Raw genomic sequence first — 15,900 nt, forward strand, 5'->3', positions numbered from 1 at the left:
CCACTAATTTTCACGAATTATTGATTTGTTTAATTTTAGAGCCATTATAATTTGTGCTAATTCGTGGAATTCGTGGCGAAAAAAAATATAAACTTTGTAACTTTGACATTCTTAATTGTTAAACTTCAAACAAAATATAAATGAGTCAGGAAATAAGAAATCTGGAACCAAAAGCACTTTGGAACAAATTTGCAGATTTAAACGCCGTTCCGCGTCCGTCAAAGAAAGAAGAGCGTGTAATCGAGTTTATGAAAAACTTTGGAAACAGCTTAGGTTTAGAAACTTTTGAAGACGAAATCCGAAATGTAATCATCAGAAAACCGGCAACTCCGGGAATGGAAAATCGTAAAGCGATTGTAATACAAGGTCACTTAGACATGGTTCATCAAAAAAATGCTGATACCGTTTTTGATTTTGACACACAAGGAATTGATATGTACGTTGATGGTGACTGGGTTCGCGCTCGCGGTACAACGCTTGGCGCAGACAATGGGCTAGGAGTAGCTACAATTATGGCAATTTTAGAAAGTAAAGATATTCCGCATCCGGCAATTGAAGCTTTGTTTACAATTGACGAAGAAACCGGAATGACAGGAGCTTTAAACCTAAAAGGAGGAATTCTTCAAGGACAGATTTTATTGAATCTGGACACAGAAGAAGATGACGAAATTGATATAGGATGCGCTGGTGGAATTGATGTAACGGCTACAAGAGGTTATAATGAAGAAGAAGTTCCAGAAAGCTCTGTTGGATATACCATTACCGTAAAAGGCTTAAATGGAGGTCATTCTGGAATGGATATTCATAAAGGTTTAGGAAACGCAAATAAAATCATGAACCGTTTATTATTTGATGGTTTTGAAAACTTTGGATTACAGGTTTCTGAAATTAACGGAGGAAGTCTTAGAAATGCAATTCCGAGAGAAAGTGTTGCGAAAGTAATTATCTCTCAAATGTTTGATGAAGCGTATGTTTATGATATGCAGGAAATTATTGCTGACATCAAAGCAGAATACAAAACAACGGAGCCAAACCTATCTATAGAAATTGTAAAAGGTGATTTACCTGAAAAAATAATGGATTTAGGTGTTCAGGAAGGAATTGTCAGAGCGATTTATGCAGCACAAAATGGAGTTTACAGAATGAGCGCTGATATGGCTGATTTGGTTGAAACTTCAAATAATATTGCGCGCGTTATTGTAAAAGACGGAGAAATTTTAGTGGGATGTTTAACACGTTCTTCTGTAGAATCTTCAAAATTTGATTTAGCAAATTCATTACGTTCTGCTTTTGAATTGGTTGGATGCGAAGTTGAACTTTCTGGTTCTTATCCAGGATGGACTCCAAACGTAAATTCAGAAATATTAGAAGTCTTAAAAGATATTTACGAAAAACAAAATGGTGAACAGCCAAAAGTTGTGGCTTGTCATGCTGGTTTAGAATGCGGAATTTTAGGCACAAATTACCCAGATATGGATATGATTTCTTTTGGACCAACCATTCACGGAGCACACTCTCCAGACGAAAGAGCTAGTATTTCATCTGCTCAAAAATATTGGAAATTTGTATTAGAAATTCTTCCGAATATTCCGGTTAAATAAAGTTCTCAGTTTTCAGTCACAGTTTTCAGTTTCCTTAGAGACTGAAAACTGCGACTGCGACTGAAAACTAATTAATCTCTTTTAGGAGAATTTTTCTTCTCTCTTTTTTCTTCTTTTTTTTCTTTAGCCGTTTTTAACGGTTCTTTTTTTGCCGTTTTTTTGGCATCTTGACCTTTTGACATAACGTATTGATTTTGTTTGTTTTATTGTTTTGCTATAGTAAATATAGCTTTTTTTGAAATCATTAGACATAAAAAAATCCCCAATTTTTTAAATTGAGGATTTCTATATTTATATAAAAGTAAAAATTTAATTCCTTTTTAATACTTTATATTGTTCGTAACAGCCGCTTATGGCATCTAAAATCTGTAAGTCATTTGCAGATTGAATAAAAGCATCAGAATAGTTGCAGCGGTGCATAATTTCAGGAATTTCATCCTTGCTGATTCCTAATAGAACAGCAATAGTTTCACGATCGTATTTAGTTTCTAAAAGATTTCTAATCGTATCGTCTTTTTTCATGTCCTTGAGTTTTTTAAGCTCTCGGCTGTTCTTTCCAAAGAAATTATAAAGCATATCTGCCGGATTAAAAATAGAACCCAACACTTTCCCAAAAGCATTTGGAGAATACTCACCCGCTTCATAGCCTTGTGTTAGACCAGAAATACTGTAACGGTAATTTTCTTTGGTTGGAATTAACTTCGAATCGATTTCAAGATAACCAGTCAAATTAAATGGAGCAATAACAACTTCTTCAAGAGCAATTGCTTTTTCAGTAAGCTGAATTCGAGTTACTTTATTTTTTATCCAGTCATTTGTTACTCTAATTCTAAGAGATTGAAATCCTAAAAGAGAGAAATGAATTGTATCATTTGGGTGCACATCAATTTCAAAATACCCTTTTGCATCAGATTTTGCGCCGCGTACTTTATTGGTGTTAATGATATTTACATTTGAAAGAGGCTGTTTACTATCATCGTTTATAATGTAACCTGAAACTCTTTGCGGAGTTGTAGATTCTACATCTTGTGCAAAACTTATGGCAGAGAATAGTAAAAAAAAGAAAGCTGCGAAATATTTCATATCCTGATTTAAAGCACTAAAAGTAGTAAATAGAGATTAAATATTTCGCAGTCTTTGAATATAATTATCAGAAAATTAACAAAGTCGCCAGTGCTGCTTTTTTGTGTTTAAATAAAAAGAGAAAAGGAAGATTAAATTACATTGTTTCTGAATTACAAAACTCATTTATAGAGATTAAGATTTACCTGTAAAAACATTTAACACATAGAAACATAGGTTTTATGAGTGTAAAAGAATATAAAAAGAAACTTGTTTCTAACACATAGCTCTCTATGTTTGTTTTAGATAAGTGAAACGCCTTTTTTGCGAATGCTAAATCTATGTTTCTATGTGTTAAAATTAATTATGCCCGACGGGTTAATATTATTAATGTAAAAAAAATCCCAAATTCCAATTATGTCTGGAATTTGGGATTTTGTATTAAGATATAAAAGAATTAATCTCTTCTTGGTCTTCTTGGTCTTGGTGAATCACCAAAGCTTTCAGAACGTCTTGGAGCTCTGTCAGAACCACCTTCGTTTCTTGGAGCAGAACTTCTAAAACCACCTTCTCTTTTTGGAGCAGATGAATTTCTGTCGCTTCTGAAACCACCTTCTCTTGGTGCAGAGTTTCTGTCGCTTCTAAATCCGCCGCCGCCAGAACCTTCACGTCTTGGGCCGAAACCTCCAGAACCTTCTCTTCTTGGTCCGCCAGAACTACGTCCGCCGCCGCCACGGTTATTGTGGTCACGTCTTCCTCCACCGTCATTTTTAGAAATTTCAACATTAATACGACGTCCTTCTAACTGAACGTTGTTTAAAATATCCATTACTTTATCAGTATGCTCAGGATCAGTATTAAAGAAAGAGAAACCTTCTTTAACATCCACTTTGAAAACGTCATCACGACCTAAATCTAATGTTTCTTTCAAGTAATCTTTAAGAGACATCCAGTCGAAATTATCTCTAGAACCAATGTTTACAAAATAACGAACTGCTCCATTATTATTGAATTCTCTTGGCTCAGAATCGTTTCTTTCACGTCTTTCTCCAGAAGATTGAGTAGAGATATCTCTATTCTTTTTGTAGTAAGCAATGAAACGGTTAAATTCTACCGAAACCATTTTCTTAATCAATTCTTCTTTAGATAAGCCTTCAAGAACATTGTTAATAGCTGGTAAATAGTTGTCAATTTCGTGATCAACCTCAGTATCTTTAATTTTATTAGCTAAGTGTAATAATTGAATTTCGCAGATTTCGATTCCAGAAGGAATAGATTTTTCTTCGAATTTTTGTTTGATGATTCTCTCGATAGAAGAAATTTTACGCAACTCACTTTTTGTAACAATTACAATAGAAGTTCCTAATTTTCCAGCTCTACCAGTACGTCCAGAACGGTGGTTGTACGTTTCGATTTCATCAGGTAATTGGTAGTTTACAACGTGCGTTACGTTATCAACGTCAATACCACGTGCAGCAACGTCAGTAGCAACAAGCATCTGAATTTGTCTTCCACGGAAAGATTTCATTACACCATCACGTTGTGCCTGAGATAAATCTCCGTGCAACGCAGCAGCGCTATATCCATCTTCAATTAATTTTTCAGCTACAGCTTGTGTATCTCTTTTAGTACGACAGAAAACCACAGAGAAAATATCTGGATTTGCATCGGCTAAACGTTTTAAAGCTTCGTAACGGTCACGTGCATTTACTAAGTAAAATTCGTGAGAAACTGTTGCAGAACCAGAGTTCTTAGCACCAACAGTAATTTCAACCGGTTCGCTCATGAATTGTTTTGCAATTCTCGCAACCTCTTGCGGCATAGTTGCAGAGAACAACCATGTACTTTTTTGATCTGGAGTATCTGATAAAATAGATACGATGTCTTCATAGAATCCCATGTTTAACATCTCATCAGCTTCATCAAGAATACAGTAATCTATATTTTTAATGTTAACTAAACCTCTGTTAATCATGTCTTGCATTCTCCCCGGAGTAGCCACAATAATTTGTGCACCTCTTTTAATCTCTCTAGCTTGCTCTGTAATACTAGCCCCGCCGTAAACTGCTACCACATTAATACCTTTTTCGTATTTTGAGTAGTTTTTAAGTTCGTTGGTAATCTGTAAACAAAGTTCTCGTGTTGGCGATAAAACTAATGCTTGTGTGTTTCTATTGTCAGCATCAATTTTTTGAATTAGCGGAAAACCGAAAGCTGCCGTTTTCCCTGTCCCTGTCTGAGCCAACGCAACCATATCTGTGTCTTTTTCCAATAATAGGGGAATCGCCTTTTCCTGTACCTCTGACGGATTTTCAAATCCTAGATCTAAAATCGCCTTCAGTAACGATTCATTCAATCCTAATTGTTCAAATTTATTCATATGTGTTTTTAAAATAGGGTGCAAAATTACTGTTAATTATTCAGATAAACTAATGCTATTTTAAGATTTATAGATTTGTTATGATTTGATTATCAAAAAGTTATGTTTGAAGTAAAATCATTTTTCAAAGAAATCAAAAAAAATACGTCGTGAAATATCAATTTTGCCCAATAAAATGTTGTATTTCAAACAATTATTTTCTTGAGTTCAGGAAATCAATAAGTTGCTCAGTTGCCTTGGCACGATGGCTGATTTTATTTTTAATTTCTGAAGATAATTCAGCAAAAGTCTCCTTATAATTTTCCGGCTGAAAAATTGGATCATACCCAAAACCATGATTTCCGGTTTTATTCAACGTAATATTTCCTTTTGCTAAACCCGTAAAAAGAAGCTGCTTTCCTTCTAAATTTAAAGCAATAACGGTCTTGAACTGCGCGCTTCGATTTTCTTCGTTTTTTAAAGCTTCTAAGAGCTTATTCATATTATCGTCGGCATTTTTTTGTTCCCCCGCATATCTTGCAGAATAAACGCCTGGTTCACCGTTTAAAGCTTTTACTTCCAGACCTGTATCATCAGCAAAACAATCATAACCATATTTTTCAGTAACATAATTGGCTTTTAAAATCGCATTGCCTTCAATTGTATCAGCAGTTTCAGGAATTTCTTCGTGACAGCCAATATCTTCCAGACTTAATAATTGAATAGATCCGTTTAGAATACTTTGAATTTCCTTGATTTTATTTAAATTATTAGAAGCGAAAACCAGTTTCATATTTGTATATTTAGAAGTAAGACTATTTTAATTACAAATTTAGAATTCTTATATTTGATAGTTACCAAAAAATAAAAATAAATGCAATTATCTGTACTGTATAAAAAAATAATGCCTTTTGTAAAACCGTACAAAAAAATGGTAATTGCCACTTTACTGCTTACATTTTTAGGCTCATTTGCGGCGCAGGTAAATGCCGTAATATTAAAATATACCGTAGATGCTATCAATAATTTAATGGTGGCGCACGAACCTTTATCAAAAGGATTTCATTTATTAGAAATAATAAGTATCGTGTTGCTTACTAAAGAATTAGTAAACTCAATTGTACAATTCGGCCAAAAATTCTACGGAGAAAAACTCCGAATTTTTATAACCCGTGATATCTCGCAGACAATCGTAGAAAAAATTCTAAGTTATAGAATGGAGTTTTATACTTCTGACGAAAATGAAAGCGGAAAACTCCAAACCAGAATCGATCTCGGTATTAGCAGCTTAACACGATTAGTTCAAAATTTCTTTATTGATATTCTGCCACTATTTGCCAACGCTTTTGTGGCTTTGGTCATTATGTTTTATGCTAATGTATATGTGGGTTTGGTAAGTTTGTGTATAATTCCAATTTACTTTTATATCAGCCAGTTGCAAGCCACAAAATTGAGCGGTTTTAGACGAAGAATGCGTAATTACCGCGAAACCAAAAACAACGGAATCATAAGTTTAATTGAATCCATAACAGTAATTAAATCTTTTGTCCGAGAATCAACCGAAGCTGATCGTCATGAAAAGATTCAATACGAAATGACCGAAAATCAGCTGGCAACTAGAAAAACCAGTTTTATTTTTGAAAGTATAAAAAGCTTCGTAGAACAAATAGGAGTGGTGATTATCATCATTTTGACTGCTTATTTTGTTTTAAATAATCAAATGACAATTGGTGCGATCATGTTTCATATTATGTTGTTTAATAATGTTTCGTCGCCAATTAGACAATTACACCGAATTTATGATGAAGTAAACGATGCCTTAATTTATTCCGAAGGATTTTTTGATATTTTAGAATCTGAACAGGAAATAGAAACCAGCGGTACTTATATGCCGGAAAAAATCACCGGATTAATTGAAGTAAAAAGTGTAGATTTTGTTTACCCAAACGGAACTCAGGCGCTTTATGATATTAATTTTACGGTTAAACCGAATGAAACAACTGCTCTAGTTGGATTAAGCGGAGCCGGAAAAAGTACTATTATTAATTTATTGGATAAATTTTATCTGCCTTCATCCGGACAAATCTTTTTAGATGGAATTGATTTAGTGGATTATGACACCGATTTTCTGCGTAAAAATATTGGTTTAGTACTTCAGAAGAACCACATTTTTAAAGGCACAATTGGCGAGAATATTTTATACGGAAATCCCGAAGCTTTAGAATCTGAAATTATTGAAGCGGCAAAACAAGCTTATATTCATGAACAAATTATACAATTGCCAAAAGGGTACGATTCTGATGCGCATTTACTTTCCGGAGGACAGCAGCAGCGAATTGCTATTGCAAGACTTTTTCTGAAAAACCCGCCAATAATTTTCTTAGATGAACCAACGGCAAGTTTAGATGCCATTGCTACAGAACAAATTAAAAAATCTTTAGACGCGATTAAAAAAGACAGAACTGTGATTATAATTTCGCACAGTATTTCTCAAATTATCGATGCCTCAAATATTATTGTTTTAGAAAAAGGAAGATGTGTAGAAAAAGGAACACACGACGAATTGTATGATAATAAAGGAGCGTATTATCAAATATTTATGGCAATGGCAAACAGTTTAAATATTGAAAAAATCACGCAGACTTTTGATTAACCCGATTCAGCATTATTTTTTCGATAAGAAAAACAAAAGCAACTCCAAAACTATAAGCCATAATATCTGACCAAAGAAAACCTTGTCCCAATACATATCTTCCAAAAAGTGTTTTTCGAAGTTCAATAATCCATTCTGCCTGATAAAGCTGTAAAAACTCAATGCAGTAACATATTAGCAGAGAAAATAAAGCGACTATAAAAGCTTTTTGAACAGGAAGAAATATTCTAACCAAAAAATAAATCATAACCGCATAAAGTGCATCGCCAATCCATAAAGGAATAAAGGAGATTTTCCTTGAAAGGATTCCGAGAATAATAGTGCAAAGAAATAAAATGAAATATTGTATTCTGGATTTTTTCAAAGTTTGGGTAGGTTTTGGTTGAGAGCAAATGTATATTAAAACTTTTATTTATAACCACTCGTACCTCCCTTTGTCAAAGTTCAAAACTTTGACAAAGATTACTTTTCATGTATAAAAATAAAGAAAATTCTTATTTATTTTTATATTTTTGATTTTGAAATTTTAAGCAATTATAAGTGGATATTAGAATTCAAAATTTAGAACCGGACAGTTTTTATCATATTTATAATAGAGGAGTTAATGGAGATAAAGTTTTTCAAGAAAATGATAATTACATGTTCTTCATGGCTCAATTTCTAAAATACTTGAGGAATGTTTGTGATTTGTATGCTTATTGTTTAATGCCAAATCATTTTCATTTTGTAATAAAAATTAAATCTAAAAGTGAGTTATTTAAGTTTTTTGAAGAAAATAATAAAAGATCGAATAATAAAGGGCTGCATTCAATCGATAGTCTTCCAAGTAAACAGTTAAGTAAGTTTATTAGTTCTTATACACAAGCTTATAATAAAGTTTACGATAGACATGGTCCATTATTTGAATCTCCATTCAAAAGAAAAAAAATAAATTCCGAAGAGTATCTAAGGAATGTGATTATATACGTTCATCAAAATCCGATAGATATTAAAAAAGATTTTAAAAGCTATAAATTTTCATCGTATGTAACTATATTGTCGTCCTTGAAAACAAATTTAAAGAGAGGCGAAGTTGTTGAGTATTTTGATGATTTAGAGAATTTTATATTTTGTCATACTAATATAATTGATTTTAGATTTTAAGGTTCTGGAGAAATCTTTGTCAAAGTTTGGAACTTTGACAAAGAGGATTGTAGAGATAAGGAGAAATAAAATACATTTTTAGGCATCGAAAAATACAAAGACTAAAATAAGTTTACTTTATTTCATAAATTTATCGGTTCTAAAAACTATCTATCTAAAAGTAACCACATGAATGCAAAATTTTTCGCTCTGATTACAGCTTTATTTCTTCTTGGAAATCAGGGTTATTCTCAAAAAGACAATTCGTTTAACGTTAAAAAACAATTGGAGTATTGCGCAGAGCAGGCTTCAAAAACATTAAAAGTGATCCCGGATGACGGGACTTCACCAAGAACGGTTCCGAATGGAAGCAAAGACTGGAAATATGTAAATTATAAAGACTGGACAAGCGGATTCTGGCCTGGAGAATTGTGGTTTTTGTATGAAGCGACAAAAGATAAAAAATGGGAAAAAGAAGCGGATAAATTTAGTCGCTTTTTAACGCCTTTGTCGGTTAGTAAAGCTGCCGATCACGATTTAGGTTTTCAGATTTTTAATAGTTTCGGAAACGGGTACAGATTGACTAAAAACAAAGAATACAAAGAAATTATTCTAAAAACAGCCGATACTCTGGCAACACTTTTTAATCCAAAAGTGGGAACAATTCAATCTTGGCCTCATAATAAAATGGGCGGACACAATACCATCATCGATAATATGATGAATTTAGAATTGTTGTTTTGGGCATCTAAAAACGGCGGGAATAAAAAACTATATGACATTGCAGTAAAACATGCCGAAACGACAATGGCAAATCATTTTAGACCAGATAATACTTCTTATCATGTTATTATTTACGATTATGAAACCGGTAAAAAAATAAAAGGCAGAACGGCTCAGGGTTACAGTGATGATAGTATGTGGGCACGTGGTCAAGCTTGGGCAATTTACGGTTTTACAATGACTTACAGAGAAACAAAAGATCCTAAATTTTTAGACTTTGCTCATAAATTAGCTCGTGTTTATCTGGATAAATTGACAACAGAAGATTTGATTCCGTATTGGGATTTTAATGCGCCGGATATTCCAAATGCTCCAAGAGATGCTTCTGCGGCGGCAATTGTTTCTTCGGCACTTTTAGAATTGAGTTCTTATACAAAAGATAAAACGCTGAAAAACGAATATTTGACAAAATCTAAAAAAATGATTGTGTCACTTTCAGATAATTACCAAAGCCATGATATGAATTCAGCATTTTTATTGCATTCAACAGGTCATAAACCTGCCGGAAGCGAAATTGACTGTTCTATAAATTACGCAGATTATTACTATCTTGAGGCACTTTTAAGACTTCAAAAATTGAAATAAAAACTTTAGATTATGATTAGGAAAGTAAGCCAGATTTTGTGTGCAGTTATGATAGTTTTGATGCTTGTGAGCTGTAAAAACGCAAAACAAAAACTTCAGGAATATGTAACAACTTATAACAGTACAGCTGCCAATTTTAAGGCTGAAGATGTTACGCTTACAACGGCGAGAGGTTATATTAATGATGATAAAATAGAATTGCGATTTGAAACTAATTTGGAGCAAAACGCAACGAATAAAACAAAAGCGGAATCGTCGTTTCCAAAACTGTTGAAAGAAATGATCAACAAAAATCAAATTCCTAAAGAACTGGTTGAAGAAGGTATTCAGTTTGATGCATATTTTTTAGCCGATGATAATACCGTTTTTGTAAAACAAATAATCAACAAAGAATCTCTGGCTGAATTGTTAAAATAATATTCAGATTATACTATTTATCAAATCCTCTTTAAACAATTTAAAGAGGATTTTTTTTTAGTTATTAAGTTAATTCTTTTCATTCTTTCGTTACGATAACCTATTTGTAGTTAAATAGTTACAATTTAAAGTTTTGTGACTTCATTTTGTTTTTGTGTTATAATTTCATTATGTTTGAGTTAAAAATAAACCAAAAACCTAAAAAATTATGAAAAAAATTACCCAAATCGCATTTGCTTTTGCTGTTGCATTATTGCTGGTAAGTTGTAAAAATACCAAGCAAAAAATCCAGGAACATGTAAGTACCTACAATAATTCATCTTCCATAAAAGGTAACGGGATTACCGGTACTTCTGCGAAAGCATTTTTAAATGATAATAAAATTGAAATTAGAATTGAAACCAACTTAGAAGGCGATGATGCTAATAAGCAGGCTGCTGCCGATTCATTTCCGGATTTATTAAAAGATATGATTAAGAATGATCAGATTTCTACAGAGTTAATAGGCGAAGGTGTAAAATTTGATGTTTACTTTTTGGCTTACAATAATATTATTTTAGCTAAAAGAATAGTTGATAAAGAAGAATTAGCAGTTTTAGAAGGAACTGCAGAGGGAAATAAGGAAACGGCCAAACTTTAAGTTAAAATTAAAGTATTGAAAATAGCCTCTTTGTAAATCAGAGAGGCTATTTTCTTTTTGTTAAGAAAAATAATTCTTTTGGATTAATTCTGCCATTAAGTTATGTTTGTGTAAATGTCTACTTAATAAAACCCTAAAACTATGATCAAAAAAATTACCCAAATTACCTGCACGATTGCTATTACTTTGTTTCTGGTAAGCTGTAAAAATACCAAACAAAAAATTCAGGAATACGTTATTACTTTTAATAACTCAAGTGAACTTTTTCATAATGATATTATCAGCAGCGCGAGTGCAAAAGCTTTTTTAAATGAAAATAAAGTTGAAATAAGAATTGACACTAATTTAGAACAAAACGAATCTAGTAAGTCTATTTACAACCAAATGTTTCCGACTTTACTTGGTGAAATGCTAAAAAGTGATAGAGCCTCAATGGAACTAATTAAAGAAGGAGTAACATTCGAAATGTTCTTTTTAGCCAACAACAGCACCATACTTGCTGAATTGAAAGTGGATGAAAAAGAATTAAATAGAATTTTAAGCAAAAATAATGCGCCTGCTGTAGACAGAAAAGAACTTTCAAGTTCTGGCATGAATCCTGAGATGCAGCAAATGCTGGCCATAATGAACCAAAATATGCCAATTGTAAATGAGGATGGAACAAAAATCATAAAAATTGAAATTAGCGATAAAAATGAATTGGTTTATAAAATAGAAGTACCAAAAAAATATTCTGAATTGCTTAAAGGAGAAGGAGCAAAGGTTTTAATGAAAGAAAGTATTTTAAGAAGCAGTGATTTAAAAACTATTCTGGGTTCTATACAGCGTTATAACATTTCAACAATAAAATATCTATATCAGGATGCAAAAGGAAATCTGGTAAACGATATTATTTTGACTGAAAAAGACCTAAAATAATTATGGATGACAGATCAACCTGGAGAACCGTATTAAGTGTTTTATCGGTTATAATTTTAGGCGGAAGGCTTTTGTATACTTGCTCCAATATGAACAAGCCCCGTTATGAAAATGATCCTGTAATGGAAAGTTTCCGAAATTCTCAGGAAGCAATGAAAGAGAATTTTAGACAGCATCAAGAAATGCAAAGGAAAATGTCTAATGCCATATTATATTCTAATTATGAAAGTTTAGACAGTTTATCCGCTTTACAAAAAGATAATTATGGTATTCAAAAAATACAAAAAGATTCCTTAATATACATTGCATTAGACACTCAGATAAAAATACCAAAGGATTTTTACTTTCAAAACAGACATGATGATTCCTTACGAATGGCCTTTAAATCGCCAGATAATGTAAATGTTTTTATTCACGATTTTGAATCTAAGGCAGAAATAGAACCAAGTTTTAAAAGCCTAAAAAATAATGACAATCTGCAAAAGTTTAAAGTAGAAAATACGATTGGAGATGTTAAGATGATATCATACAAAATAACCAAAGTAAGTAAAAGATATAACGGTTATGCTTTATGCTTTAAAAATGAAGGGTTTCTTAATTTCTATGAATTTGAAAGTAATATACTTTCTGTCGATAAATTAAAAATACGAGCCATTGAATTCTTATCTCAAAATATGAAAGAAAAGAAAAAATAGATTTCTTAAAAACAAAAAGCCTCTTTGAAAACTCAAAGAGGCTTTTTGTTTTAATTACGTTTCGTAACGTTTGTCAAATTATCAGGGAAATACAATTCTGATAAATTGGTAAATTCATCACCACGCATAAAGATATTGATATCAACATCTGCAAAAGATGTTTTTCCGGCTGCAGCCAAAAGTTCGTTTGCAGAATGAAGTGTATTTTTATGAAAATGATAAACACGATCTGATTTATCGGTTACAACCAAACCTTTCATCAGCATTTTGTTTTGAGTGGCAACTCCCGTTGGACATTCGTTATTATGGCAACGCAATGCCTGAATACAGCCCAAAGAGAACATAAAACCACGTGCACTGTTACACATATCTGCGCCTAAAGCAACGGCATGCAGGATTGAATATCCCGAAATAATTTTTCCGCTTCCTATAATGCGTATTTTGTCGCGGATATTTAAACCAATTAATGTTTTGTTTACGAAAATCAAAGCCGGTTCAAAAGGCATTCCTACGCCATCTGCAAATTCTAATGGCGCAGCTCCGGTTCCGCCTTCTGCACCATCAACCGTAATGAAATCAGGGTAAATATCTTCGGCGATCATTTCGTGGCATATTGCCTCAAATTCAGCTGTGTTTCCAATGCATAATTTAAAACCAATTGGTTTTCCATTTGATAAATCACGTAATTGTTTCACAAAATGCAGAAGCCCTTTAACATCAGAAAAAGCATGATGTCCGGGAGGAGAAAGAATCATCGTATGTGGTTCAACACCTCTAATTTTAGCAATTTGCTCTGTATTTTTAGCCGCCGGAAGCACACCGCCATGTCCCGGTTTTGCACCTTGCGAAAGCTTAATTTCAATCATTTTTACATTCGGGAGATTGGCTTTTTCCGAGAATTTTTCAGGGCTGAAATTTCCTTCGGCATCACGGCATCCAAAATATCCAGTTCCTATCTGCCACGTAATATCTCCGCCTCCGGCAAGATGAAATTCAGTTAAACCACCTTCGCCTGTATTTTGGTAAAAGTTTCCTTTTTTAGCACCAATATTTATGGCACGAACGGCATTTTCGCTCAGCGAACCAAAACTCATTGCCGAAACATTAAATAAAGAGGCTAAATAAGGTTGTTTACAGTCTTTTCCGCCCACTAAAACACGTGGTAATTCTTCATTTACTTTTGCCGGAAAAATAGAATGTTTTATACCTTCATACGTTTCTGTATTTAAATTTTGCTGTGTTCCAAAAGGCGTACTCGAATCAATATTTTTGGCTCTTTGATAAACTAAAGAGCGCTGATTTCGTGAAAAAGGTTTTCCATCTGTAGATCTTTCGATGAAATACTGTTGAATTTCCGGGGCAATCATTTCAAATAAATACCTGAAATAACCCAAAACCGGAAAGTTCCTTAAAATGGCATGTTTTTTTTGAGAAGCATTATAAGCTCCAATAATCAATAAAATTGGGATAATAAAAACGAGTAAATAACCTCGGCCCGTGTAATGATAAATTGCAATAACAATTAGAAACAATAAGAATCCGTAAATAAAGAATTTTTTTCTCATGTTTAAGTAATAATAGTAATAAGGTAATAATTTAATTAATTGTATCGTAATCGAACATAGACATGTTTAATGCCTTTTTTATCCGATTCTCTTTCGTCGATTTCCAAAATATCCGTTAATGATTTCAGCATTGGCGTAAGCTTAGAATAACCATAATTCCTTGGGTCAAATTCTGGTTTTTTCTTTACAATCAAATTGCCCACATCGCCAAGAAATGCCCAGCCGTCATCATCTTCAATATCTTCAATTGTAGCTTCAATAAGATCAATAGTTTGTTTGTCGACTTTGTGAAGTGCTTTTTCAGTAGGTTTTTCTACAGGTTTTTTGGTATCTGCTGCGGTTGCTTTTGGCTTTTTCTTTTGAATAGCGCCGTCCAGAACCTCAATATAAATAAACCTGTCGCAGGCAACGATAAAAGAACTTGGGGTTTTCTTTTCACCAATGCCAATTACTTTCATGCCCGATTCTCGAAGTCGAATCGCCAGACGGGTAAAATCGCTGTCGCTGGAAACAATACAAAAACCATCTAATTTTCCCGAATAAAGCAAATCCATTGCATCGATAATCAACGCCGAATCTGAAGAATTTTTCCCAACCGTATAACTATATTGCTGAATAGGCGTAATAGCATGCTCCAGTAAAACCGCTTTCCATCCGTTTGCATTTGGCTTCGTCCAGTCCGCATAAATTCGTTTCGTTGTTGGAGTTCCAAACTTAGCAATTTCTTCCATCATCCCTTTTACATTGCTGTAGGGCACATTATCCGCGTCAATAAGAACAGCTAATTTTAATTCTCTTGCGTTGCTTGCTGGCATTTTTTAGATATTAGAAATTAAGTACAATCAAAGTTAAAATTAAAATTCGTTTTTAGGTGAATTTGTTGGCGAATAAGTGTTTTTGACCGTGTTAATTATTTTGGTTATAAATAAGGTTTCTGTTATAAAAATTAATTAAAGATAAATTTGTCTTTTATAGTGAATTTGAATACATTTGTAAGGAATTAATTAATCAGTATATGTTTTCAAAAGCGTGTGAGTACGGAATTAGGGCTTCTATTTTTATAGCAACCAAATCTTCAGAAGGAATTAGGGTTGGAATTAAAGATGTTGCCAAAGAAATTGATTCGCCCGAACCTTTTACTGCCAAGATTATGCAGATTTTAACCAAAAACGGAATCATCTATTCGGCAAAAGGAGTAGGAGGAGGTTTTGAGGTTTCGAAAGAAGCATTAAAATCGATAAAATTAATTCAGATTGTGGATGCGATTGACGGAAATACCATTTATAAAGGCTGCGGAATTGGCCTGAAAGAATGTTCAGAAATCCATCCTTGCCCTGTGCACAATCAATTTAAAAAAATACGCGAACTGCTTTTGGCAATGCTTACTAATACCACTTTAGAGGAGCTGGCACTTGGTGTAAATGCTGGAGATTATTATTTAAAAATCTTCAATAAAACCGAATAAATCTTATAATTTAAATATACAGTAATGAATAAAAA

General features: G+C 33.0%; 15 protein-coding genes. 9 read left to right on the forward strand and 6 right to left on the reverse strand.

Annotated elements, in window-relative coordinates; all coding sequences use genetic code 11:
• Nucleotides 1–140: 140 nt before the first annotated feature.
• Nucleotides 141–1,601: an aminoacyl-histidine dipeptidase gene (locus B3C18_RS23895; RefSeq protein WP_291152772.1), complete on the forward strand. Its 1,461-nt coding sequence runs from the start codon at nucleotides 141–143 to the stop codon at nucleotides 1,599–1,601.
• Between the two features lie 309 nt (nucleotides 1,602–1,910).
• On the opposite strand, the gene B3C18_RS23900 is transcribed toward B3C18_RS23895, so the two are convergent.
• The 3 genes from B3C18_RS23900 to B3C18_RS23910 form a co-directional block, all read right to left on the reverse strand.
• On the reverse strand, nucleotides 1,911–2,684 hold the full coding sequence (locus B3C18_RS23900) for a carboxypeptidase-like regulatory domain-containing protein (RefSeq protein WP_291152774.1): 774 nt from the start codon (nucleotides 2,682–2,684) through the stop codon (nucleotides 1,911–1,913).
• A gap of 436 nt (nucleotides 2,685–3,120) precedes the next feature.
• Nucleotides 3,121–5,043: a DEAD/DEAH box helicase gene (locus B3C18_RS23905; RefSeq protein WP_291152777.1), complete on the reverse strand. Its 1,923-nt coding sequence runs from the start codon at nucleotides 5,041–5,043 to the stop codon at nucleotides 3,121–3,123.
• 193 nt (nucleotides 5,044–5,236) lie between these two features.
• Nucleotides 5,237–5,815 (reverse strand): non-canonical purine NTP diphosphatase, encoded by a 579-nt coding sequence (locus B3C18_RS23910; protein WP_291152779.1) that lies wholly within the window; start codon nucleotides 5,813–5,815, stop codon nucleotides 5,237–5,239.
• An 81-nt stretch (nucleotides 5,816–5,896) separates the two neighbouring features.
• Here B3C18_RS23910 and B3C18_RS23915 point away from each other — a divergent pair, with 81 nt between their 5' ends.
• Nucleotides 5,897–7,675, forward strand: coding sequence for an ABC transporter ATP-binding protein (locus B3C18_RS23915; protein WP_291152781.1), 1,779 nt, complete (start codon nucleotides 5,897–5,899; stop codon nucleotides 7,673–7,675).
• Here the strand turns inward: B3C18_RS23915 and B3C18_RS23920 are convergent.
• Nucleotides 7,656–8,039, reverse strand: a complete 384-nt coding sequence (locus B3C18_RS23920) for a DUF2809 domain-containing protein (protein WP_291152783.1) — start codon at nucleotides 8,037–8,039, stop codon at nucleotides 7,656–7,658. The two genes, B3C18_RS23915 and B3C18_RS23920, sit on opposite strands and share 20 nt — an antisense overlap.
• Nucleotides 8,040–8,215: 176 nt before the next feature.
• On the opposite strand from B3C18_RS23920, the gene B3C18_RS23925 reads away from it, so the two are divergent.
• The 6 genes from B3C18_RS23925 to B3C18_RS23950 all read left to right on the forward strand — a co-directional run bounded on the left by B3C18_RS23925 (nucleotide 8,216) and on the right by B3C18_RS23950 (nucleotide 12,835).
• Nucleotides 8,216–8,818 carry a hypothetical protein gene (locus B3C18_RS23925; protein WP_291152784.1) on the forward strand — a complete coding sequence of 201 codons (603 nt, stop codon included), beginning with the start codon at nucleotides 8,216–8,218 and terminating at the stop codon, nucleotides 8,816–8,818.
• A gap of 168 nt (nucleotides 8,819–8,986) precedes the next feature.
• Nucleotides 8,987–10,165 (forward strand): glycoside hydrolase family 88 protein, encoded by a 1,179-nt coding sequence (locus B3C18_RS23930; RefSeq protein WP_291152787.1) that lies wholly within the window; start codon nucleotides 8,987–8,989, stop codon nucleotides 10,163–10,165.
• Between the two features lie 12 nt (nucleotides 10,166–10,177).
• Entirely contained in the window at nucleotides 10,178–10,582 is a 405-nt protein-coding gene (locus B3C18_RS23935; protein WP_291152790.1) for a hypothetical protein, read from the forward strand.
• A gap of 208 nt (nucleotides 10,583–10,790) precedes the next feature.
• Nucleotides 10,791–11,222, forward strand: coding sequence for a hypothetical protein (locus B3C18_RS23940; protein ID WP_291152792.1), 432 nt, complete (start codon nucleotides 10,791–10,793; stop codon nucleotides 11,220–11,222).
• A 141-nt stretch (nucleotides 11,223–11,363) separates the two neighbouring features.
• Nucleotides 11,364–12,140, forward strand: a complete 777-nt coding sequence (locus tag B3C18_RS23945; RefSeq protein ID WP_291152796.1) for a hypothetical protein — start codon at nucleotides 11,364–11,366, stop codon at nucleotides 12,138–12,140.
• 2 nt (nucleotides 12,141–12,142) lie between these two features.
• Nucleotides 12,143–12,835 (forward strand): hypothetical protein, encoded by a 693-nt coding sequence (locus B3C18_RS23950; protein ID WP_291152798.1) that lies wholly within the window; start codon nucleotides 12,143–12,145, stop codon nucleotides 12,833–12,835.
• A gap of 50 nt (nucleotides 12,836–12,885) precedes the next feature.
• On the opposite strand, the gene B3C18_RS23955 is transcribed toward B3C18_RS23950, so the two are convergent.
• Nucleotides 12,886–14,400 carry an FMN-binding glutamate synthase family protein gene (locus B3C18_RS23955; RefSeq protein ID WP_291152800.1) on the reverse strand — a complete coding sequence of 505 codons (1,515 nt, stop codon included), beginning with the start codon at nucleotides 14,398–14,400 and terminating at the stop codon, nucleotides 12,886–12,888.
• Nucleotides 14,401–14,435: 35 nt separating this feature from the next.
• Complete coding sequence (locus B3C18_RS23960; RefSeq protein WP_291152802.1) at nucleotides 14,436–15,215, reverse strand: NYN domain-containing protein; 780 nt, start codon at nucleotides 15,213–15,215, stop codon at nucleotides 14,436–14,438.
• 200 nt (nucleotides 15,216–15,415) lie between these two features.
• Between B3C18_RS23960 and B3C18_RS23965 the strand changes: the two genes are divergently transcribed.
• Entirely contained in the window at nucleotides 15,416–15,865 is a 450-nt protein-coding gene (locus tag B3C18_RS23965) for an RrF2 family transcriptional regulator (protein ID WP_073482666.1), read from the forward strand.
• Nucleotides 15,866–15,900 lie beyond the last annotated feature (35 nt).

Source organism: Flavobacterium sp. UBA7680, from assembly GCF_002482975.1.
In the GTDB taxonomy this organism is placed as follows: Bacteria; Bacteroidota; Bacteroidia; order Flavobacteriales; family Flavobacteriaceae; genus Flavobacterium.